At 47.1% G+C, this 21,593-nt stretch carries 20 protein-coding genes; 4 read left to right on the forward strand and 16 right to left on the reverse strand.

What is annotated here, in order from left to right; translation table 11 throughout:
* Nucleotides 1–41: 41 nt before the first annotated feature.
* Nucleotides 42–563: a hypothetical protein gene (locus QVE09_RS10810; protein WP_315936807.1), complete on the reverse strand. Its 522-nt coding sequence runs from the start codon at nt 561–563 to the stop codon at nt 42–44.
* 167 nt (nt 564–730) lie between these two features.
* Here QVE09_RS10810 and QVE09_RS10815 point away from each other — a divergent pair, with 167 nt between their 5' ends.
* Together QVE09_RS10815 and QVE09_RS10820 are read left to right on the forward strand one after the other, a co-directional pair.
* A complete protein-coding gene (locus QVE09_RS10815; protein WP_315936808.1) occupies nt 731–1,105 on the forward strand; it encodes a BlaI/MecI/CopY family transcriptional regulator in 375 nt (124 codons plus the stop codon).
* 6 nt (nt 1,106–1,111) lie between these two features.
* A complete protein-coding gene (locus QVE09_RS10820) occupies nt 1,112–2,464 on the forward strand; it encodes a M56 family metallopeptidase (protein ID WP_315936809.1) in 1,353 nt (450 codons plus the stop codon).
* Between the two features lie 100 nt (nt 2,465–2,564).
* Here the strand turns inward: QVE09_RS10820 and QVE09_RS10825 are convergent, their stop codons facing one another.
* From QVE09_RS10825 to QVE09_RS10850, 6 genes are all read right to left on the reverse strand, one after another.
* A complete protein-coding gene (locus QVE09_RS10825; protein WP_315936810.1) occupies nt 2,565–3,299 on the reverse strand; it encodes a YdcF family protein in 735 nt (244 codons plus the stop codon).
* A gap of 50 nt (nt 3,300–3,349) precedes the next feature.
* Nucleotides 3,350–3,901 carry a nucleotidyltransferase family protein gene (locus QVE09_RS10830; protein WP_315936811.1) on the reverse strand — a complete coding sequence of 184 codons (552 nt, stop codon included), beginning with the start codon at nt 3,899–3,901 and terminating at the stop codon, nt 3,350–3,352.
* Between the two features lie 214 nt (nt 3,902–4,115).
* The gene (locus QVE09_RS10835) at nt 4,116–4,961 is read right to left on the reverse strand and encodes an AraC family transcriptional regulator (protein ID WP_315936812.1); all 846 of its coding nucleotides are present in this window, start codon (nt 4,959–4,961) and stop codon (nt 4,116–4,118) included.
* A 78-nt stretch (nt 4,962–5,039) separates the two neighbouring features.
* Complete coding sequence (locus QVE09_RS10840) at nt 5,040–5,648, reverse strand: DUF1349 domain-containing protein (RefSeq protein ID WP_315936813.1); 609 nt, start codon at nt 5,646–5,648, stop codon at nt 5,040–5,042.
* A gap of 178 nt (nt 5,649–5,826) precedes the next feature.
* Nucleotides 5,827–6,009, reverse strand: coding sequence for a hypothetical protein (locus QVE09_RS10845; RefSeq protein ID WP_315936814.1), 183 nt, complete (start codon nt 6,007–6,009; stop codon nt 5,827–5,829).
* A gap of 123 nt (nt 6,010–6,132) precedes the next feature.
* Entirely contained in the window at nt 6,133–6,369 is a 237-nt protein-coding gene (locus tag QVE09_RS10850; protein WP_315936815.1) for a hypothetical protein, read from the reverse strand.
* Between the two features lie 157 nt (nt 6,370–6,526).
* Here QVE09_RS10850 and QVE09_RS10855 point away from each other — a divergent pair, with 157 nt between their 5' ends.
* Complete coding sequence (locus tag QVE09_RS10855) at nt 6,527–6,793, forward strand: SunI/YnzG family protein (RefSeq protein ID WP_315936816.1); 267 nt, start codon at nt 6,527–6,529, stop codon at nt 6,791–6,793.
* Between the two features lie 228 nt (nt 6,794–7,021).
* Here the strand turns inward: QVE09_RS10855 and QVE09_RS10860 are convergent, their stop codons facing one another.
* The 9 genes from QVE09_RS10860 to QVE09_RS10900 form a co-directional block, all read right to left on the reverse strand.
* Nucleotides 7,022–8,032: a carbohydrate ABC transporter permease gene (locus QVE09_RS10860; RefSeq protein ID WP_315936817.1), complete on the reverse strand. Its 1,011-nt coding sequence runs from the start codon at nt 8,030–8,032 to the stop codon at nt 7,022–7,024.
* 28 nt (nt 8,033–8,060) lie between these two features.
* Nucleotides 8,061–8,960 (reverse strand): carbohydrate ABC transporter permease, encoded by a 900-nt coding sequence (locus QVE09_RS10865; protein WP_315936818.1) that lies wholly within the window; start codon nt 8,958–8,960, stop codon nt 8,061–8,063.
* Nucleotides 8,957–11,542, reverse strand: coding sequence for a DUF5696 domain-containing protein (locus tag QVE09_RS10870; RefSeq protein ID WP_315936819.1), 2,586 nt, complete (start codon nt 11,540–11,542; stop codon nt 8,957–8,959). The genes QVE09_RS10865 and QVE09_RS10870 overlap by 4 nt, the downstream gene beginning before the upstream one ends.
* A 14-nt stretch (nt 11,543–11,556) precedes the next feature.
* Entirely contained in the window at nt 11,557–12,177 is a 621-nt protein-coding gene (locus QVE09_RS10875; RefSeq protein ID WP_315936820.1) for a YIP1 family protein, read from the reverse strand.
* On the reverse strand, nt 12,158–13,624 hold the full coding sequence (locus QVE09_RS10880; protein WP_315936821.1) for an NHL repeat-containing protein: 1,467 nt from the start codon (nt 13,622–13,624) through the stop codon (nt 12,158–12,160). Before QVE09_RS10880 ends, QVE09_RS10875 begins: the two co-directional genes overlap by 20 nt.
* 11 nt (nt 13,625–13,635) lie before the next feature.
* Nucleotides 13,636–14,499, reverse strand: coding sequence for a carbohydrate ABC transporter permease (locus QVE09_RS10885; RefSeq protein ID WP_017689719.1), 864 nt, complete (start codon nt 14,497–14,499; stop codon nt 13,636–13,638).
* Between the two features lie 2 nt (nt 14,500–14,501).
* Complete coding sequence (locus QVE09_RS10890) at nt 14,502–15,413, reverse strand: carbohydrate ABC transporter permease (protein ID WP_047842211.1); 912 nt, start codon at nt 15,411–15,413, stop codon at nt 14,502–14,504.
* Nucleotides 15,414–15,488: 75 nt separating this feature from the next.
* Entirely contained in the window at nt 15,489–18,416 is a 2,928-nt protein-coding gene (locus QVE09_RS10895; RefSeq protein WP_315936822.1) for an extracellular solute-binding protein, read from the reverse strand.
* Nucleotides 18,417–18,541: 125 nt separating this feature from the next.
* The gene (locus QVE09_RS10900) at nt 18,542–19,921 is read right to left on the reverse strand and encodes an ABC transporter substrate-binding protein (protein ID WP_315936894.1); all 1,380 of its coding nucleotides are present in this window, start codon (nt 19,919–19,921) and stop codon (nt 18,542–18,544) included.
* Nucleotides 19,922–20,452: 531 nt separating this feature from the next.
* Between QVE09_RS10900 and QVE09_RS10905 the strand changes: the two genes are divergently transcribed.
* Nucleotides 20,453–21,490, forward strand: a complete 1,038-nt coding sequence (locus QVE09_RS10905) for a LacI family DNA-binding transcriptional regulator (protein ID WP_315936823.1) — start codon at nt 20,453–20,455, stop codon at nt 21,488–21,490.
* Nucleotides 21,491–21,593: the final 103 nt, after the last annotated feature.

A 21,593-nucleotide genomic window follows, 5' to 3' on the forward strand; every position in this document is an offset into this window, starting at 1 on the left:
AGATATTAGATTAAACACCGCCGGTAACCATTTGGTTTAATTTATTTCACACCCAGGGCTGCGTACAAGCGATCCCGCTCTTCGATTGCCCATGCGTGTGCAGGGTTTTGTTCCAGCTGATATCGGAGTTCATCATAAAAATCATGGATCATGAATCCGTCTGGCAGATTGCCAAGCATGGCTGTAAAGTTGTACTCTGGCAGTGTTCTCTTCCCTTCACTGATCTGCTTCAGCCAATCCATCCACTTCGCAAGAGTAAGCACTTCCTCCTGCCATAATTCAGCCTGTAACCCAAGCGCATCCTGAAGTTGCTCGTACGCCAATGGATCGACGAAGGCGCGGCAAGCCTGAACAGCCAGTTCATATAACTCGGTCACTGCACGGCGTACCTCATGCTCAAGTTCGACCTCCAAGCCTCCCATGTAATCCTGAACCTGAATGCTCTGTCCATCATCGTATAATAGCGGTGTCTGGGACAACAGGCGTACAATCTCTTCCATCTCGTGCATTGAAACTCGCTTCTGCTCATAGAGAGCAGGTAATTGATATGCTGTAATGATCATTCACTCCTACATCGTTCTTCTATTAATGACCTATATTATAACATGGTTTGGCAATCATCTATCAGGATAACTTGACTATCCACTACAAGTTGTAGTAGTTTATACGTACTACGTAGTGTAGTAATACGATCGTTATGGACGCATAACGATGTTAAGGAGCGTTCACTGTGAACCAAATTCAAAAATTATCCGAAACAGAAATGGAGTTAATGGTTGTTATATGGTCATGCGCCCCACCGGTCACCTCCACAGAACTATTAGACATATTTGCTGAGAAGGGGAAAGCGTGGAAAGCGCAGACCATGTCTACCTTTCTGTCACGGTTGGTGGATAAAGGCGCACTTACCGTCACGAAACGTGGACGAACCAATGATTATGTACCTCTTCTACAGCCCGAAGATTACAAACTACAGGAAACGCAGCATGTTCTTGATGGACTCTATCAAGGTTCAGTCAAGAATTTGGTTTCGGCCATGTATGACGGTGACAAGCTTTCAGACGATGACATTTCAGAACTGAAAAAATGGCTTTCGGAAAAGTAGGTGCAGATGATGAACATCTTTTTTGAAATTCTGTGCAGCCTGACCGTGGCGGGAAGTATCGTTTCTGTTTGTATTTTGGCACTACGACTTATACCCGTATCTGTTTTTCCGACCAAGTGGCTCTACAGACTCGGTAAACTGGCTATCTTGTTTTATCTGTTCCCGGTATCTCTTGGCCTTTCATGGCTTTTGGATATGGCATTCCAAACGACATCAACTATACCGGGTACGGAGAATGCAACAGCTTCGCGCTTACTCGCAGGAACGTTTATCCCGGAACAAACCATTTCGGTAACTACAGCCTGGTTCTTGTTATTCGTATGGGGCATTGGAGTCATAGGTTTTTCTGCATGGCAGGTGTACTGTTATCGGAGATTTTCGAATGAATTATCTCGTACACGTACGCCAGTCCTCTGTCATAGTGAGGCAGCTATACAGCTACCATTAATCAAAGAGGCTTTGGGTCTCAAACGCAATATCACGCTTGCTCACAGCACTCTAGTACGAAGCCCTATACTGGTTGGCTTGTTTAAACCAACGATATATCTGCCACCCGAAAATACGGTGAACATGGACATCAGCATGGTAATTCATCATGAGTTGGTACATCTAAAACATAAAGATCTGTGGTTCAAAGCTGTGACCTTGGGGGTTAGTGCACTGCACTGGTTCAATCCCCTGATTCATATGATTCGCCGGGACATTCATACCTGGAGCGAGTTGGCCTGTGATGAAGATGTGGTGAAAGAGATGTCCCATGAAGAGCGAAGACGATATGGTGAAACGATTTTAAATGTGATGGCGGGAACCAAGAAAATGCCTGCTCAATTCTGTTCGTCCCTATCCGGTGAAGGCAAACAATTAAAAAGGAGATTGATGATTATGTTTAATGTAAAGAAACTGAAAAAGAAACATTGGATGTTAAGTATGGGAGCCCTCCTGCTTATTACAGGCGTAAGTACGTCCACTGCCGTATGGGCATCAAACCACACGGTTAAAGTAGAGGCTGAAGCTTCTGAAACTGTGCCTGTTCCTTCTACTGATGGATCTTCTGAAATCGTAGCTTCTCCCAACAAGGTCGGAATTTCCGAAGCTGTAACTGCTCCTTCTACCTCCGAAACTCCTGAAATCGTGGCTCTCCCTGAGGATGAAGTTTCCGAAGCTGTGCCAGTTCCGTCTGCTACTGTACCTTCTACTACTAAACCTTCTGAGGCTAAAGTTGTAGAAACAGCCACTGTTCCTTCTACGGATGGATCTCCTGAAATCGTAGCCGTTCCTTCTAATATCCAATCCTCCGAAATGGTAGCTCTCCCTGGGGATAAGGTTTCCGAAGCTGTGACTGTTCCTTCAGAAAAATAACCTATCGTTAAGGATCAATAACATCCTTATATGCAAACAAGACGAAGCATAGATCATAGATCTCCAGCTTCGTCCTGTTTCCGTTTTTCTGTCATGTGCATTAGATAAATGTTTTGATCGTAGCAAAATATTCACGGATCATGTTGACCGGCTTCAAATATCCCGGTGACGGGGCCGATATGCCGTATTCTGCCGCATAACCGTTCTTGGCAGCGATATACTTGGAGCGGAACATATGATAGTCACTGGTGACAATCATAATCTCGGGGTGCTCCAACCCGGATTCAAGAATGATTTTTTTGGAAAAGGCCAAATTCTCCTGTGTACTTGTGGAGCGATCTTCCATAATGACTTGGGCGGGGTTAATCCCCTGTTCAATCAGATAGTTTTTCATGGCGAGCGCTTCGGGAATCGATTCCCCGGGTCCCTGTCCACCCGATACAATGACCGGTGTCTGAGGGTGACTGCGAATGTAGTCCAGACTGGCATCCAGCCTTTGCTTCAGGGTCAATGACAATTCCGTTCCACGGATGCCTGAACCCAGAATAATGACATAGTCCGCTTCTTCCGGATCATTCGCACCAAGCTGTGTGAATACAAGTGCTTCAATAATGACAAAAGAGACGGCAACCACACCAAATCCGGTAAGGATAATGCGTTTTAGAATAACATGCTTCTGATAGTCAATCCGCCTTAGCACGATAAAAGCCACCGTGATCATGCCAAAAAACATGACTGCAAACCTTTGGCCCCAGAAGGCCAGAAATGCCACAAAACATACCAACAGGACAAGATCAATGATCAGTCCATTTTTTTGCAAGAACTTTTTTATCAAATCCGTAGACACTCCTTCTTGTACCCACTATTCCGTAAATCACTTATTATTCAAGCAGTTATTATCGTTAGTTTCGGCCATTGTTCCTGCCAGCGCTTCTTCTGTACTCTCTGATTATAATAGTCAGCATCCGTGAAGAACGGACTTTTGCGGACTATGAGTTGATACAGATCATACAAACCATGCGGAGCACAGATGTTCACCCGATCCTCTTCATCCAACTGTACTCCTATGGCAGTCACAACTTCTGGCCAATAGCGAAGAGCATCTTCAGTAGAATCATAAGGAACTGTGCCATTGCGCAGATGCATTCTCGCCTGATTTTTGACCGACCACTTCGAATTGCCCGTCTCCTCACAAAGCTGTTGTTCGAGCTGTATGTCTCGCTCCTCACGCAAGTCTTGCGCATCATAATAGACAACATCAATATCGCTGTGAAGTTCACGAAGATCATATCCATGCAGAACATCCCAGATGTAATTACGAATATATCCTGCACCTATGTAACTTTGAGGCAGATGCAGACTACGAACTCTCCGCAGGTCATGCATTAATTGCTCGTGTTTGATGATTGTCTGAATGAATGGGTCCTCATATAACATGTCTGCCTCCTGCGGTTTACCTCATTGTCCTCTTATAAAGATTAACCTTCGTTCCAATATATCATGTTTACCTGGCTGCAATAAAATGAACAACGCTTGAACATCCTCTGTACGACTTCGAATTTCTGTCCAATCACAACCAAATAACCCATAAACAGCCTCGGTTATCCGAGTGTTTACGGGCTACATTTATAACATTTGAAACGGTTAAAATTTATTTAATTGGTATCCAGATTTGTGGCGGCTGATTGGGCCCCGGGTATACTTCCAGCTCTGGCATATATGCGTGCTCATAAGGATTGGATGGAAACCATTCCGAAATAATCCGTTTCCACAGAAGCTGCATACTCTCCGGCATCGGCCCTTCTACCTCAAATACACTCCATTTGGCAGCAGGCATGGTGAAGCTTGATAATCCTTCCGGTACTTCACCATCGTAAGTTGTAGCAATCCAGTATTGCATCTGTTTCTCCTTAATTTCACTCTGATCCACAACGACACCGAGTAACCCTGGAATATTCCCATTGTTCAGTTCAAACAAACGATCCTCTGTACCGCTCGTCCACGCTTCCTGCCACATCTTCCCGATGCCTTGCAGATGTTCTCCATCTGCATATGAGAAAGTTTGCTCTACTCCGACCAACGTAAATTCGGGATGTTCAACGATTTTATATTTCATCGGTTCTGCTCCTTTTAGACTCACTTGAATCACCAGACGATTATATGATTTGACAGCGTTACTATTTTTGCGTGCTTCACTGGGTGCAATACCGTGTTGTCTCCGAAAGGCTTTGGAGAAAGATTCTGGTGTGTCATAACCGTATTTAAGTGCCAGATCAATGATTTTGTGATCACTTTGGAGTAGCTCATGTGCCGCGAGTGTCAATCTTCTGCGTTTTATGTACTCGGCTACAGTAACATCAGTTAATAAGACAAAGGTACGTTGAAAATGAAAAGGAGAGATATGGGCCTGCGCTGCAATCTGCTCCATCGTCATATTTTCGAGCAAGTGGTCTTCCATATATTGAATAGCGACCTGTAATGCGTTGATCCAGTTCATGTGTTAATCACTCCTTGATGTCTAATATAACTGAAAAACAACGCCATAACCTGTCCTGTTGTGCTCTCGTTTGTCCGATTATTTTACCCGGCGAACACTTCCGGTCACCCCATGTTGAAGCTGTACATTTGAAAAAGTAACCGTCGTCCCTTGCCCAATGGGGGATTGGGCCACAATGCCAACCTTGATCTCTTCCGGGCAGTCGAGGCCGAAATAACGAACCAGCTTCCACTTCTCTCCATCCTGAGAATAATGGAAAGCAAAGCTGTTCCCTGCCCGAGCTACACGTAAATAAGGTTTGTTAACGTCTACAGGTGCTGATACACAATCATCCGAGTTACCTCTTGTAACGACACTGAGAATGGACGGCTGTTCTTCAAAATACTCAAAGCAGACTTTAGCCCAATTCGTATCGTCCACCCTCACCATCAGGCAGCCTGAATCATACTGTTCTTTCATATCCACCTGTACTTGAGTGACAATGCTGAAATCTCCCTTGATTATCGTATGTAAAAATGGAGCTGAGGCTTTCACCGGCTCACCACCCGGATCAATGAAAAAGTCACTGATTGGCGAAACGGTTATCGTTACTTTGCCGTCTTCAATGGACCAATCTGTTGGCTCGTTCAGCCATCCCAGGTTGGCAGATAATGTTTGACCTGAACAATGTTCGAATAGATTCGTCATGTGGCACACCCTTTGTGTTGGAGTTTGAATTTTCTGATTGCTCTATTTGTATTCGGTATGCATCATGGTTAATCCTGTAGGTTTTACTCAAATATCCCACCCTCGATATCGTACACTGATATCTCCGCATGATCACTTCTTGGGATCGATGATAAAATCAAATTTCTTCATAACGGGCTCAGTCACGTGTGCACGGTTGGATAATACGTTCATCCCAGACTTGTACCTCAATATATCGTTCTGGCCCCTTATCACCTTTACGGTTCCATTCCTGAGGCCAGCCATAGGTTTGAATCACTTCTATGATTTCATCTTTTGTATAGATCTGCTTACGGTATGGTTTAGCATCGTCAAACCTCATTGTTGGAAACAAGTCCCCGTAGGTAAAACTCACAACTTCAACTGGAAGATCTCCCCACGGAATGATCACATGATCGGGTTCTGAATACCAGGACGACAGCCATTCACATGCACCGAGCGTCAGCTAATGGGGATATGATTGTACCGGCTTCCCACCTTTGGCAACAAACTGCTCATAAGCCCTTTGTTCAAGTGTTCTGCGAATTGTCATGTAATCTGTGGGTCGCCGACTGGCAAAGTTCCGTCCCTGAAGACGGATCTTCTGGGTGACTGTTTCTGCTTCATCCGCAGACAGACTCGAGAGATTTCTGAAAGGGCCAAGACTTTGTTCAAAATAATGATAGGCATTCCAGTCGTTCATACATTCTCCTCCTTTGAACAGGATAGATTTGGACTTTCAAAATCAGTTGATAGAAATCGTCACTCTTTATTATTAATAAGGTAATTTTATCCAAAATATGATAAACTGGACATACGAGATTACTTCAATGATATGAATCACAACAGGAGGTCAACCTATGTTTGGTGTTAACGTGAAAAAAATCGAAGATCAACTGGTCATCCGCTGGCAGTTCTCCAAAATTGAAATTCCCATCGCACATATCACATCGGTCACCCTGGATGATACGTACGGTGGCAGCGAACCATCCGCCATTCGGATCGGTCCAGTAAATGGCACAAGTGAGAGGATTCTGATCCGCACAGTGAATCAATCGTATATCTTATTCACTTCCAGCGTGAATTTACATACCAATATCCAAGCTATGTTACACCCGTCAAACTAGATTGTTGTTCAACTTCTCATGTTTCAGGGATGAGGCGTCCATTAACATATGTGCGTTACCAACAAATGAAGCGTTAGTATTCGCATGAATTCTTACAGCGAATACTAACGCTTCATTGATTCCAATTCAAGTCCCCCTCGAAACGACACCAACAGCAACAACAACAACAACAACACAGGATCACATCATCAAATCACAAATGTACTGCAACCCTTATAACAGACCTGATTAACCCACAACACCGGAACGTTCAATACTCTCCACGAAATAGCGCTGTACAAACAGATACAAAATAATCAGCGGTGCAATCGCCAGCAAAATGCCTGTATCCACGATCATGGCCACATAGTTCGGATCGGCCTTGATGCCCGAGTTCGAACCAAAGCCCATCAGTTGCGGAATCAACTGGTTCGCCTGAGCAGGTAAGGAAGCCACCTTCAGCGAGATCAGTGGACTTTCACTCATGAACAATGCTGAATAGAAGGTATCGTTATACTGCCATACAAACGAAAACAGAATAACCGTAATCAGCGGCGAGATCGCATTGGGCAACATGATTCGAGCAAACGTTTTGAATCCACCAGCGCCGTCAATCAATGCAGCCTCCTCGATTTCCTTTGGCATGCCCTTGAAAAACTGACGGAAGATATAGATGAACAACCCCGCCTTCAGTCCTCCCGCTGTAGCAGCCGTAATCATGGAAGGCCAATACGTATTCAGCAGATTGATGCCATTCGTTCCGGTGAACAAGTGGATGATGCCCAGAAAGTCAAAGCTGCGGAAATGCAGATACATCGGCACCATGAGCGTACTTGTCGGTACCAGAATCGTGAGAATTACCAGCACAAAGAGCACATTGCTACCCGGAAACGAAAACCGGGCGAAGCCATATCCGGCAAGTGCACAGGATATCGCTGTCAGAAGCGTTGTGATGGTAACGAACAATAACGTGTTCGCCAGCAGAGGCAGGTAATCCATCACTTGCGCCGCTAGCCGGATATTATCCAGCGTAAAATGCTGAGGAATCATATAAATCGTTGGATTGTAGATATCCTGTTTATCCTTGAACGCAACTGACACTTTGAGAAATAACGGGTACAAAATAATAAATGAAATGCCGATGACCAGTGCATATCTGAATATGGAATAGAGAAGGTCCGATGTCTTGTTTCGCACCCGCTGCATGTGGTAATTCTGCTTGGGAACTACTACCATGCGATCTGTCCCTGATGCAGCCATAATCTGAAGCCTCCCTTAATCTTAACGGTCAGTTATAATGGACCCGCCGTGACAACACCCAGCCCACTACGATCAGTACAAGGCCAATCACCAGTGTATACAGCCAAGACATCGCCGAGCTTAAGCCAAAGTTCTGGGTTTTGAATGCAGTTTGGTAGATGGCCTGTGTGACTGGACTCCCGGCAAATGAATCAATGATGGTATAGATGACATTTGTCAGAATCAATGGACTGACCATCGGAAATGTTATTTTCCAGAACGATTCATAGGCTGTCGCCCCTTCGATCTTCGCAACCTCATACATTGATCCCGGTACAGATTGCAGCGCAGCAAGGAAAATCAAAATCTGCACACCCGAACTGCTAATAATCTCATAGATCCGCATGATGGCTTCAACGATGTAATCCACATAGGCCATCGGTAATCCCACATCCGCCAGCATCCGCACAATGGATACCACGTTGAACGAAGCACCGCCATCGGCCGATGCATCCACCGCACTCGCCTCCCCCATCAGATTGATTAATCCAGCAGACTCAGCTGCTGCGACTGCACTGGAAGCCAGAATAACCGGCAGGAAAAAGATTGCACGTGCCATCGTTCTGCCTCTGAACTTCTGGTTAAGCAGTGTCGCCGTGAACAGACTGAAGAACAGAATCATCGGCACGTTAAGTACCATCGCTCCAACCGAATCGGCCAGAATTCGGTTGAATGTAGCATCAACCAGAAGCGCATCCTTGAAATTTTTAAATCCGACATAGTCCAGAACGTAACCGCCTGGAGCAACGGACAGATTACTCAGACTGAACCGAATCGATTGCAGGAGCGGTGTAGCAAAGAGGAAGATGAAGCCGACCAACCACGGCGATATAAATGCAAGTCCAAGCAAAGCTCTCCGTGACTTCAGCGATAATCGAATGGTTCTCATCGGCTCACTCCTTCCACCACATAATCCGTCCCGCCAACTGTTGTTCCATCCACGGTAACTGCATCCGCATTGTAATTCACAAGGATAGATGTACCGCCAGTATAGATGATCCGGACCACGCCATCCTGAATGCGTTCATGCTTGAGAATCTGCTCGTTCGCCAGATTTCCCAGCACTTCATTGACCTGCTTATACAAGGCAACGGCTTCATCCACCCAATATGCATACTCCGTTGCGTAGGCCGAATCATAATTCGTCAGCTTTAGCCTGGATGATGGTTCATATGTCCATTGAAAATACGGAGCTGCCCCCAGCTCCAGGCTACGCAGCAATTGTTTGCGGAGATCCTGATCCCCCGATGTGTTCATCGGAGATGCCGCATAGTTCATGTATCCATGAATGACCATCCCATAAAAAGGAACCTCTTCATCGGTAATATTGAACCGACTCGATCCTGCGGGTACATTCACAACATGTTGTGCACTACCCCAAGCGTAGCTATTTGCGGCAGATATCATCAGGTTCGGATAGGACTGTTCCAACTTGCCAAGTTGCTCCTTCACAATGTTTTTCGCCGTCTCCCGATGAATCACCCGACTATCCCGGTAATCGGAAGTCAGGACCTGCCCGAGATCACGAAGGGATAATCCGCCGAGGTCCAGTTGATTGAATTTGTCTGCAAACTCACTCACCACATAAGGAAGCTTGGCCGCTGAGAGCAAATAATAGCTGTCCCTACTCTGATCCATGCGATTAAGCGCAGGATTGTATGGATACAGTTCTGCTGTCTCCTTCGTTACAAACCGCGCCGCATCCGAGGAAGGTGCAAAACGCATATCATCGTGATAAATGTGCTGGAAAGCCACATCCGGGAACAAAGCTCCCCCCGACTGCTCCAGCTTGGCGGACAACGCCTGAAGTTCGGAACGACTACCTACTTCACTGTCCAACTTCACCCGGGTTGGCGTATGATGGCTGATGCCACCGCCGAACCATCCCTGATAACGCATTTGTACGCGGTTCACACCTTCTTGCTGTAACTTCGCCGCCATTTCGGTGGCCTGTTCGTACGTCGTCATGGCTAAAGTGGTCCGATAAGGCACGCTTAGGAACGAAGCCTTTTTGTCCACTGCACCAAGCACATCTACATAGAATGGCAACTCTGTCTGTTCTGCGAGCGGCTTCAGTACACCCTGCTCTATTAACTGCTGTTGATACAGGCGGGCCATGCCCGAGTAACTGGCATCTTCTCCATGAAGGAAATGATAGCGGACCTGAATATCTCCACGGTAAGGCGCATCGCTAAGCAGCTGAATCTCCTGCATCTTCTGCGAGGTGTACATCTCCAGTTCATCCTCACCCCGCAGGGAGAAGGTCGCATGCACGTGGTTGTAACTGTTCTGCCTGCCTCCAATATCCGCGGAGATACTGGCGATGCCGTCCCCTTTTTCAATGACTGCAAACCAGGCATTCTCCCCGTTTTTCAGACCAAACACAGGCATATACGCGGATTCACTAACCTGAGGACGACTAAGCGAATTATCATTTGGGTCTGCGCCATAGACGCGCTGCACATACTGTTCTTCTTGGCTTTTCCCGTTGTTCAGGTGGATCAGGCTGCCGGAACCGTCAGGTACGAGCATATAACCCTCGCCCTTTGTATCCGCCGCACCAAAATAAGCGAGCAAATCAATATTCCGAATGCGGTACTGCCCACTTTCCTCTACCTGGCTCAGAGGCACGGTCACAACAAGCGCCCCCTGCTCAAGTCGATATTCCACAGAAATGACAAAGCTGGGCTTATCTGATACAGCTCCGCCTTCAACTCCATTCTCCTGATTGTCAAAAGCCAGATCGTCCGCCGTGTAACCCGCCGTCTCAAAAGCACCCAGCATCTTGTTCAGCACAAGTTGCTTCGAAATCTGTCCATCCAGCCGTTCCAGAATATCCGGATTGTTCTTGGTGGGATAATATCGGGCAGATGTGTACCTTGCGACAGTAACATCTAGCTTGGAAAGCACTTTCTCCTCCAGACGCTGTTTGCTGATCAACTTCGGTAGTGCATCAATACCAAGTGATGTATCACCAAGTGTATAGTTCACCCGAATCCCTTGATCGATCTGACCCACTGTGAATTGTTTGTTGCTAATACTCGAACTGAAGTTTGGAAAGTTCTCCAGTGTACCCATCGAATCCCGGAAAGACACGTTCAACTGGGAGGACAGCACATCTTTTTCATATGCAGAAGCAAGACCATCCTCAGCCCGTTCTTTCGGATTGCTGTACCACATCTCTCCACTTTTCCCGTCTCGTACTGCAATTTCCGTTGTCTCCTCGTTATAGTACAGGGCCAACCCCTGATCCTCGGCGACCAGCTGCATACCAGGTACACCCTGCGAAGAGTCGCTAAGGAACTGCAACGGGTCCTCCGTGACGGGCATGGCCTGGGTTGTTGTCTCCAAATAAGCCGCGGCTTCTACGGCAGGAATTCCCCTGTTGTTTATATACAGCAGCCCGGCTGCAATCATGATTACAGCTGCACCACCAGCCAGCACCGTATATAATTGTTGCCTTTTGTTCACGGATGCCGCCTCCTTTAGGTCCGAAAAATCAACTCGCGGTAAATGTTATAACCGAATTCGTACAGCTGTTGCAGCATGCTGAAGACCAGTGCGCCAAGGAATACAATAATGCCCATCACAATGAGTGTCAGCACCATCGTAATGATCGTTTTAATCACCGTGTACTGGTGCACCGTCATCATGCCAATGAACAGAAGCAGTACAAACCAGAAAAACGCGATGCTATTGAACAGATAATAAAAAGCAGTCTCCTCCTGCACCATGAACCGGCTGATCACGATCATTGGGGCATAGATCAGAATAACCGGAATGAGCGAGTAACCTGTCGCCAGAACGATTTCCCTGAACTTGCCTTCCCCTTCCATCAAGGTCGTTACTGCCCAGTTGGCCGTGCACCATAGAAAGAAAGGTACCGCAACCGTGGCGATCTCGATGATGCTGTTAATCGTGCGGGGGTCGATGTAATTGACGAGGAATCCTGCGTACTGCTTTTGCAAAATCATCATGACAATGGTGAGCGCCAATGCTACAAAAGCAACAAGCAGCCGTCCCCGGTTATCCGACTTGAGATCCCAGAATGCATCAATGGGGTGAAAAATGAGATGCAGCGGAAACTTAATGAAATCCTGCTTCACGATCAACCTGCCTCCTCCGTCTCCATTTAACCGCCACCCGGGTCAGGATCAGAATGACAATCAGCGCGATTACAGCGGTCAAGAATGTACCAAAATGTTCCTTCATCATCTCTCGCCGATGCCTCTTGAACGCCACAGAATAACTCTTGCGGTCCATTCCAAGTTCGAAGTAACTTAGCGCTTCCTCGTTTTTCTTCTCCATTAATAAGGACTTGCCGATGCCAATATAAGCGATGTCATAGTTGGCATTCAGCTTCAGCACTTCTCTCCATATATTTACAGCCTCCGTGTCCTCGCCCCGATAGTGGAGTGCCACCGCTTCATTCACACGGGCACCAAAACGGGTTGGCTCATAGACGACAAGGTTGTTCTTGCCCCGATCCAGAACCAAGTGATGCTCACCCGATTGTTCAATCGCGACAGGTGTTTTGAGCGTGCCCACCTGATTTCCTTTGCCACCGTATATGTAGAGCAGATGACCTTCATCGTCATACGTGAACACCCGGTTCTGTGTCGCATCCAATACACTGTACATGCCGTCGCCCAGCACTTTCACATCAATTAGCTTGGATGGACCGGGATTGTTACGGAAGCGGATATCGCCTTTGACATCATAATAACCAAACCGTTTCAGTACATCTTCGCCGGACGGGTTAAGCCGCTTGATCGGTTCATTTGAGCCGGGATCAATATTCGTCGCATACACGAATCCTTTGGGGTCAATATCCGCATTGGAGAACTCCGTCGGGACAAACAGGACCATCTGTGCGCGCTGGGCTTTGGTTGATAACATGCGCCAGATATATTCGCCGTAGTCCCGCTTCACTTTGTTGGTACCAACGTATCCGATAAATTTCCCACTCTCGTCAAACTGCATAATGCCTTCGTAGACCCCCTGTGCCACAACGTACACTCGGCCTACATGGTCCACCGTTAGTTTCAAAGGCTGGAACTGGAATTGGGTCGATAGGATATCCGACTCGGGCTTTGTAATGGTTTGAATCAGCGTCCCCTCTCCATCCAGGACAACCACACGACCGTTGCCCGTATCGGCGACGTATATGCGTTCTTCCTCATCTACAAACAATCCACCTGGAAGGTTAAAGGTCTCCTTAGTACCCTCCATCATGAATCCATCAATGATGCCCAGCAGCTTAAAGTCTGGGTCCAATACGACAATTCGGTTGTTGCCGCTATCCAAAATGTAGATCAACCCGGAGGGAGAAACGTTCACATCACCGGGGTCTTTGAACTCACTAATGCCGAGGTCACGGCCTGATATCGTACGCTCGGGCAGATAGGCATCTGGTGAAGGAACAGCCTCTTTCCAGTAGTTGTAGTTATAACTCTCATACGGCGCCGGGGAGGCCGCCGCAGGCACGGCATTCACCAGCAGCAGAGATACTGCCGCCAGGAGAACAAGCCATCTTTTCACTGTGCGTGCCATATCGTTCCCCCTTAATCCTTCATGCCTGAACTCGCCATCGTCTCAATGATTCGGCTCTGTGAGAAAATAAATAGCGTGATCGGAACACTCATCAAAATCAGTGCTACCGCAGCACCTGCTCCTGCCCGGGATATTCCGCCCTGAATAATCTGCCCTGCTGCATAATGCAGGGTCTTGAGCTGCTCGCTGTAGATGTATCCATTGCCATCACTGCCCCATAACATCTGGAACAACAGAATAATTAATGTAAGCCACGCGGGCTTCACATTGGGCATAACAATGGACCAGAAGATCCGGTATTCACTGGCACCATCAATCTTGGCTGCTTCCAGCAGTGCATCCGGGATCTGCTCCATGAACTGTTTCATCAGATACAACCCAAGTGAATAGGCAAATGCCGGAATAATAACAGCCCAGTACGTATCAATCCATCCGAGCCATGACATGATCATATAGTTCGGAATGGCAGTCACCGCAGGTGTGAACATCAGTGATAGTACAACCACTTGGAACATGAATACTTTACCCGGAAACTTGTGTTTGGCAAGCGGGTAGGCCGCTGCGGAAGCCAGCAGCACATGGCCTACGATACCGATGCCTGTAATAAATACCGTGTTGAATATATAACGTGAGAACGGTACCCACGAGTCACTCAGCAGATTCAGCAGATCCGTAAAGTTGCTGAACGTGGGATTTTTGACAAACAGTGTTGGTGGAAAGGTGAAAATCTCATCCAATGGTTTGAAGGCATTGTTGATCGCATAGATCAGCGGCAGCACCATGAAGGCACCAAATACGAGCAGAAGGGCAAACAGGGAGAGGCTTCCCGATAGCGAGCGATTCACGCGTTTTTTGCCTGTCGCAATTGCAGCCATAGCTATTCTCCCACCCTTCGAAGCAGTTTCTGTACCAGCAAGTTGGTGCCCACCATGATCATGAACAGCACGGTGGCAATCGCCGATGCGTAGCCCATCTCAAACCGTGTTGTACCAAAGTCGATTAGATGAGTCACTACAGTCTCTGCCGCATAGTTCACGCTTGGGAACCCGGCCAATGCAATGGACACATCGGCTACAGCAAACGAGGTTGTGAGCTGAATGACTGCACCGAACATGAGCTGCGGGCGCATCGAAGGCAGGGTAATGTACCATAATTCCTGCCAGCGATTTTTGATCCCATCCACCGCTCCTGCTTCATACAACGTCCGGTCCACCGTCTGCAAACCAGCGATAAACGCCAGAAATCCGGTTCCGAGACTCAGCCACAACTGCACGAGAATGAGGATCGGCATAATGTAGGCTTCTGTCTTCAGCCATTGGATCGGCTCCAGCAGAAAGCCCCATTTGATCAACAGCCCATTGGCAATACCATAACGATCTCCCGAGAAAATCATCAGCCAGATAAAATACACATTGCCCGAGATGGAGGGCGCGTAGAAGATCAGCGTCATGAACGCTCTCCATTTCGGTGTTAACTCATTAATGATCCACGCGAAGACAAAACAGGCAATATAACTGATCGGTCCGGTGATAATGGCAAACAGCAGCGTATTCTTGATTGCAATCAGGAATACATCATCCTCCAGAAACAGACGAGTATAGTTCTGCCAGCCAATAAAACGTGGGAATTCCAGCATGTTAAAGTAGGTGAAGCTGAGTATGATCGAGATGACAACCGGAATCACGGTAAACATGAGGAACAGGAGCATATAAGGTGCAAGCAGAACATAGGAATGTTTGCTGGCCTTCATTTCCTGGAGCTTCCAGCTCCACCACGATTTCATGCCCATCCTTGACGCTTTCTCAGGAGGACTGTTTTGTCCGTCTCGGAGTGATATTTGTGGCACGATTAACCCTCCCTCTGCTTACGGAAGACCAAATTCATTACGTTTGACTCGAATCTCGTCCTGAATATATTGGGTATAATCCATAATGGATTCCCTGGCTTCCACTTGGCCAACAACGGTTTTGTAAAATGCATTGAACAGATGGCGGCCTGTAAAATAACCACCGGGTACTTCAGGAATGCCCTTCACCGTTTCAAACTGCGCCTTGAGATTGGCGTAATCCTCCGCAGGCCACGGCAGGGAATCCAGCGCCTTGATGTTGGCCGTTGGATAACGGGCAGCTGCACCCATCAGCCCTTCCATCTCCCGTCCGAATTCCGCCTGAATCGGCGTACTGGTCCACCACTTCATGAACTCCCACGCCGCATCCTGATCCTTGGCACCCTCCAGCATCATGACCGCGCTGCCTCCACCCGGTACGTCCCGATTCAAGGTTCCATCCGCCTGAACGGTTCCCGGAACAGGAACGAATCCCCATAGTCCGCGAATCTCTGGTGCAAATACGGACAACTGGTTGTACATGGTGTAATCCGTTAGTCCAATAGGCATCTGTCCTGTCCGGAAACGGTTGGCAAAATCATATTCCCGCTCCAGCTTGTAATCGGTATAGAACTCCGTCCACTGCTTGAACGTCTCGATCCCGATCCGGGAATCCAGATCCGATTCCTTGTCATCGTTCCGATAGAAGGCTCCTCCGTTCTGAAGCAGCATCGTTGCATACTGCGAGTTCGGCGGAATATTGACCCCCTGCATATTCGCCTGAGTCACGATCGGCATGCCAAATTCCATATGATTTTTGCTCAGAATCGCGAGTTGAGCCTCAACATCCTCCCAGTTCTGAGGCACTTCAAGTCCGAGTTCTTCGAGCACGTCTTTACGATAAAACAGCATGTTAAAGGTTTGCGTTTCCGGTAGGGCATATACGCCTGAATCATAGGCATACGGTACGATTGCACTTTCCCTGAACTCCTGTTCTACGGTGCGATAGTCACTGAATTGCGTCAGATCTACAGCCGAGTTCCGCATCGCAAAATTCACAGGCAGATCATTACCGATCTGCATGGCAACATCCGGCCCTTCACCGGACAAGGTTGCTGGCAGCAAGGTTCCCATGTTGACCAGCTTCAGGTTCACGTTAATGCCACTGTCTGGTGTAAAGGTCTTGTCAATCATCGCTTTCATCGTATTCGCCTGGTCACGTCCGCTACCAATCCAGACGGTTACCGTCCGCTGATCTTCCGATGTGGCTACATTGCCGATCTGGTTATAATCAATAAAGAACGAATGATAGAATATCTTCGCTTCATGACCGAGCTTCGCAAGTGGCCCCATGCCTGTGCCGGGAATATCACGGTCGATCGAAGTGACGTACAGTGCATCAATCTCAAGGGGCTGCTCTCGTGCCTGCTGCACCCATGTGCCGAGACCGCCTGTATTGGTTTTGTAAGCCGCAAGCCGTCTTGGAATGGTATCTGGCTTGTCAATCATCTCGTCCAGTTGCAGCGCCATCGTCTTGATCAGCGCTTCCTGATCGCTGGACTGTCCTGACAGAAGACGAAGCTGTGCAGCCACGTCCTTGAGACGTTTACTTTCCCCACTGAACACTTCCAGCAGATTCGGAATCTGTTTCTCCACCCGGTAATCCCGGAATTCATCAGGCTTCGTGCCTGTAATCATCAGAATGCGTCGGTACATGGAGTTTAAGTTGTACAGGCTATCCTCCACATTGCGGATAAGGGGTGCAAAATCCCCGAGGCTGTTCTCCAGCCGCAGCACATGTTTTCCTTTTTCCAATTGAAACTTGTATGCATCCTTGCCGCCCATGACGTCAATTCGATAGTCACTTTGGTAACGGAAAGGTGCTTTGGCCATCTCTGCAAAGGGAACTTCACCATCGATGGTCAGTTTGCGTGTAGAATAGATGCCTTTGACGAAATTCTGCTGTGCGGTAAAACCGATATGATACAGTCCGCTCTCCGGTACATCCACTTCCCATTCAATCCATTGCCCTGGCAGACGCCAGTTAAAGCCACCAATCGTATTAATGCGAACCTGGGAAGCGCTATAAGGAGATACAGCAGAACTTGACCTTTCGCTGGTCGGGTATAACGTAGGTGAAGATTTGGCAATCGCGGCTTCTCCTTCAATGCGAATCAGTACATCCTTCGGCTGCCCAGAGGAATCCGATTGTTGTGCCCCCGCAGTCTCTGCGTAAGGAACAGCTGTCTTCTCATTAAAAAGACGAATGGATCGAATGACCATGGGTTCACGCGATGATTTTAGCGTTAGCGTGTGTTCCCCTTTTTCCAAATAAAACTTGAATGGAGCCTGTTCGTACCCGTCGGAGTCCTGAAACGTTTCTTCCATCCAGCGAGGTTGCTCGACTTGTCTCGGGCGAAGGTCATTGCCTTGGTTATCCTGTTCAACGACATCTTTCTCATTCGCCCATACCCGGTCAAACTGCAAATAGGCGGCTTCCGCAAAAGGAAGTTCACCATCAATGTACAATGCACGCTCAATGGCCGAACTCTTGCCTTCTACGGGAAAATAGATTGCGGACAGGTTATACAGCCCGGTCTCTGACACGTTAATGGTCCAATCGACTTGTCCGGTCTCTCCGGTATGGATAGATACACCATCCATTCCCTCATAATTCGTCAGTTTGCGGACATCTTCACCTTTGGCTCTTATGTAATCTCCTGCTTCAATGGTGACGTCCACATTCGGCTGTGTAGCCTGATCCGTTCCGGATCGATACTGTTCGTATCCCTTCTTCTGTCGGGTCTGCTGCAAGACTGCATCCACTTCAATGGCAGGCAGACTACCAGGTGGAACGTCTGCACTCTTCCCATCAGCGCCGGAAGTTACATATAGAATGATGCAGGCTGCCGCCACGATGATCACTGTGGACAGTATCCATGTCTTACGTTGTAGAATTCCAGCCATCCTACGAGTCCTCCTCATCAAGGCTGATGCCAGCAATACCGATTTGGTGGTTCAGGAAAAAGGGGCTCCGTGTAACCTTGCCGACACGAGCCCCTGCCTGAATCGTTTGCTGGTGATAAGTGTTGTTATTGTTTGCCGAGTTTATCAATGGCAGCTTGTGCCTGTGCTTTGTATTTCTCGGCTGTTGCTGTCACGGAAGCATTGTTTTTGATGATATCGTTCACATAATCCCCGAAAGGGTATCCCGTGTAGGCATCATCCAGTAAAATGCGGCCCGTTCCAGCGATGTGCTCGCGAATGATCGCAATATCCTTCTCATCGGTATAACGACTCTCCAGATAATCCTGACCTGGATACTCTTCAATCTGCGGGATGTCGAAGGTCTCTTCATAGATTTGGTAGACGATCTTTGGATCTTCCACACCTTTTGGAATGAACTTCGCAGATGCCGCGTTGTTTGCATAGGTTACCTCTTTGCTACCCTGTGGCCCGTTCGGAATCGGCACAACACCAACTGCAAAGGTGAGATCGCCCAACTGCCATTCAGCAGCGGTGAACAGAGCTACATCTCCATCTTTGAACGTATTGCTTTCCTCCCAATTGGTTTTGTCGCCGGTTTTGACCTTCACGACATTTTCCACGTTATACAGGCGTTTGACGAATTCGGCAGCTTCAATCGTTTTCGGATCGGACAATCCTTCTTTGCTATTGGTATCATCCACGATCGTTCCACCATTGGCTGCGGTAAAATGACGAACGACATCAAGGGCCCAGCCAGAAAATCCGTATACGTCAGTTTTGCCGTCGTTATTGGTATCTTTGGTTGCCTGTTTGGCAAGTTCCATGAATTTGTCCCAATCCCATTTGCCTTGGTTATACAGTTCTTGAGGATCAGGCAAAGATAATTTTTTGAACAAGTCACGGTTATAGTGAAGTCCCAGACCAATGCTGGTTGGTGATTCGAAGGCATATTCATTGCCTGCAATGGCAGGATATTTTGCAATCAGATTAGCCTCTTGGTTGATGTTATTCTCAGGTGTAGTGAATTCGGAGAGGGGCAACAGTTGCCCTTTGAGGATGGCGGGTAGTGCGGATTTGTATTCCATCTGAACGATGTCAGCGAATGGTTCACCGGCCAGTGCAGATGTTGTGAATTTGTTCATGTATTCTTCGAAAGGTACGTTGACAAACTCCAGTTTCACGTTGTATTTCTTCTCGACCTCTGCAATTTTATCGAGTCTGGCCTTATCGGAGGCCGTCTCTCCCGCCGGTTTCAAGTCCCACCAGGCCGCAACCTTAATGACACGCCCACCCAGATCAGGAACATCAACCACAGCTTCTTCCGCTCCGCCCTCTTTCTCTGTCTCAGCGACTTCGGTGCTGTTACCTGAGTTCGTTGTTCCCTCTGCTTCGGTCCCCGTCTGCGCTGTCCCCCCACCACTGCAAGCGGATACAAAAAGCATCACGGCCAATAACATCAGAGGTAGAACATTCCATCTTCTCATCATGATTTTAACAACCTCCCCGAATGTGTATACCAATCATGGTTCACCCTAAATCGTTAACCCCATTATTCAACCAATCGAAAATAAACAACCACCACCATTTGTTATTTTCTTGTTTGTTTTTGACAAACAAAATTTAACACAGCAAAATGTAAGCGTCAACATTTTTGTTGTTAACATTTTCTAATTATTCTGATAAAATGCTGATAAAGCTGTAATTTATCTGTATCACAGCTTATTCAATATCCTGGATTCTAAGTACAAACTTATTAAAACATGATTATAACTTTGTTTATTTTGTTATTTTTATAAAATAACAAAATAATAATTTAACAGACAAAATTCGTCATTCTATCTGAAAATATGCTTACCGTCACGTTGAACGTTCATCCTAAAATACTGTGTATCACTAACATTTTGAATTCTCTGTCCGTTATTAGATTAAGAGAAATACATCATGTTATACTAGGATCAGATGGATATCGCTCCAAATAAGGAATACGGCAGAACTACGAGTGTAAGGATGGTATGATGAAGACAAAGGTAACAATTCAGGAGATTGCACATTTTACGGGTTTGTCGAAATTCGCGGTGTCACGAGCTTTGTCTGGAAAATCAGGAGTTAGCGATCAAACGAGGGATGTCATTCTCAAGGCCGCTGGCAAACTTGGATATTTCAAAGATAACAGCATGTTGTCTGGTGAACTGTATAACAGCCATGAAATTCAGGAAACGAAGAACACACGTTCAAGCGGAACGATCTTGATTTTGTTTCCCAATGTTCGGTACCAAAATCAAGACTCCGTATACTGGGGACCCGTCTTTAACGGGATCTCTTCCAAGCTGAACCAAAAAGGGATTAATATTCTAACCTTAACGGAACCCTCAGCAGACCAGCTATTTACCCTGCTCAACCCGGATGCCATTCGTGGAATCATTACCGTTGGCTCTATCTCGACCCCGATTCTGCTTGAAATCAAGCGTCTCAGTATTCCGGTTGTGATGGTGGATCACCTGGACCCTGTTTTTCACAGTGACAGCATATTCACCGATAACTTTGCATCCATGCGCGAGATCATGCTCTATTTGCTCCGTAAGGGCTTCAAAACTTTCCAGTTCGTTGGCAATATCGGCGATGCTCATAGCTTCTATGAACGCTGGATTGCATACACTTCTGTACTTATGGGCCTTGGGATGGAAATAAGTCAGATTCCCGAGCTGAGCAATCAGGCATTGGATGAGTTCCGCCAGACGTTCACTTCGGTGATCAATGAGGATAACCTGCCTGAAGTGTTTGTATGTGCGAATGATTTCTATGGGCTATACACCATAGAAGCCCTTGAGAGTATGGGTATTCGTGTACCCGATCAGTGTGTTGTCACGGGATTTGATAATCTATACGACAATATCCCATTACTGGCTACAGTCAACGTGAACAAGGAATTGCTCGGTGCACGTGCAGTGGATCAGATGTTATGGCGCATTGCGAATCCAGAGAGTAACGTCGAGAAAAAGTTGATTCTTGCTGACGTCATTATTCGTGAACAGTTCGGCAGGCATAGTGGGTAAAAGTATAATACATGTTGGTGAATATGTGTGGATATACATATTGAGCATATATGGAATAACGCTTATGTCCACATAGAACAGCACGCCAAACACCCCTTTAACC

Origin of the sequence: Paenibacillus sp. ClWae2A, from assembly GCF_032452295.1 — a bacterium.
Classification (GTDB): domain Bacteria; phylum Bacillota; class Bacilli; order Paenibacillales; family Paenibacillaceae; genus Paenibacillus.

Excerpts from the sequence above, each read along its gene's own strand:
- QVE09_RS10810 (WP_315936807.1), bottom strand. The coding sequence starts at position 563 with ATGATCATTACAGCATATCAATTACCTGCTCTCTATGAGCAGAAGCGA.
- QVE09_RS10820 (WP_315936809.1), top strand. The coding sequence starts at position 1,112 with ATGATGAACATCTTTTTTGAAATTCTGTGCAGCCTGACCGTGGCGGGA.
- QVE09_RS10830 (WP_315936811.1), bottom strand. The coding sequence starts at position 3,901 with ATGTTATATGAGGACCCATTCATTCAGACAATCATCAAACACGAGCAA.
- QVE09_RS10835 (WP_315936812.1), bottom strand. The coding sequence starts at position 4,961 with ATGAACTGGATCAACGCATTACAGGTCGCTATTCAATATATGGAAGAC.
- QVE09_RS10840 (WP_315936813.1), bottom strand. The coding sequence starts at position 5,648 with ATGACGAATCTATTCGAACATTGTTCAGGTCAAACATTATCTGCCAAC.
- QVE09_RS10845 (WP_315936814.1), bottom strand. The coding sequence starts at position 6,009 with ATGAGGTTTGACGATGCTAAACCATACCGTAAGCAGATCTATACAAAA.
- QVE09_RS10850 (WP_315936815.1), bottom strand. The coding sequence starts at position 6,369 with ATGAACGACTGGAATGCCTATCATTATTTTGAACAAAGTCTTGGCCCT.
- QVE09_RS10855 (WP_315936816.1), top strand. The coding sequence starts at position 6,527 with ATGTTTGGTGTTAACGTGAAAAAAATCGAAGATCAACTGGTCATCCGC.
- QVE09_RS10860 (WP_315936817.1), bottom strand. The coding sequence starts at position 8,032 with ATGGCTGCATCAGGGACAGATCGCATGGTAGTAGTTCCCAAGCAGAAT.
- QVE09_RS10865 (WP_315936818.1), bottom strand. The coding sequence starts at position 8,960 with ATGAGAACCATTCGATTATCGCTGAAGTCACGGAGAGCTTTGCTTGGA.
- QVE09_RS10880 (WP_315936821.1), bottom strand. The coding sequence starts at position 13,624 with ATGGCACGCACAGTGAAAAGATGGCTTGTTCTCCTGGCGGCAGTATCT.
- QVE09_RS10885 (WP_017689719.1), bottom strand. The coding sequence starts at position 14,499 with ATGGCTGCAATTGCGACAGGCAAAAAACGCGTGAATCGCTCGCTATCG.
- QVE09_RS10890 (WP_047842211.1), bottom strand. The coding sequence starts at position 15,413 with ATGGGCATGAAATCGTGGTGGAGCTGGAAGCTCCAGGAAATGAAGGCC.
- QVE09_RS10895 (WP_315936822.1), bottom strand. The coding sequence starts at position 18,416 with ATGGCTGGAATTCTACAACGTAAGACATGGATACTGTCCACAGTGATC.
- QVE09_RS10900 (WP_315936894.1), bottom strand. The coding sequence starts at position 19,921 with ATGAGAAGATGGAATGTTCTACCTCTGATGTTATTGGCCGTGATGCTT.
- QVE09_RS10905 (WP_315936823.1), top strand. The coding sequence starts at position 20,453 with ATGAAGACAAAGGTAACAATTCAGGAGATTGCACATTTTACGGGTTTG.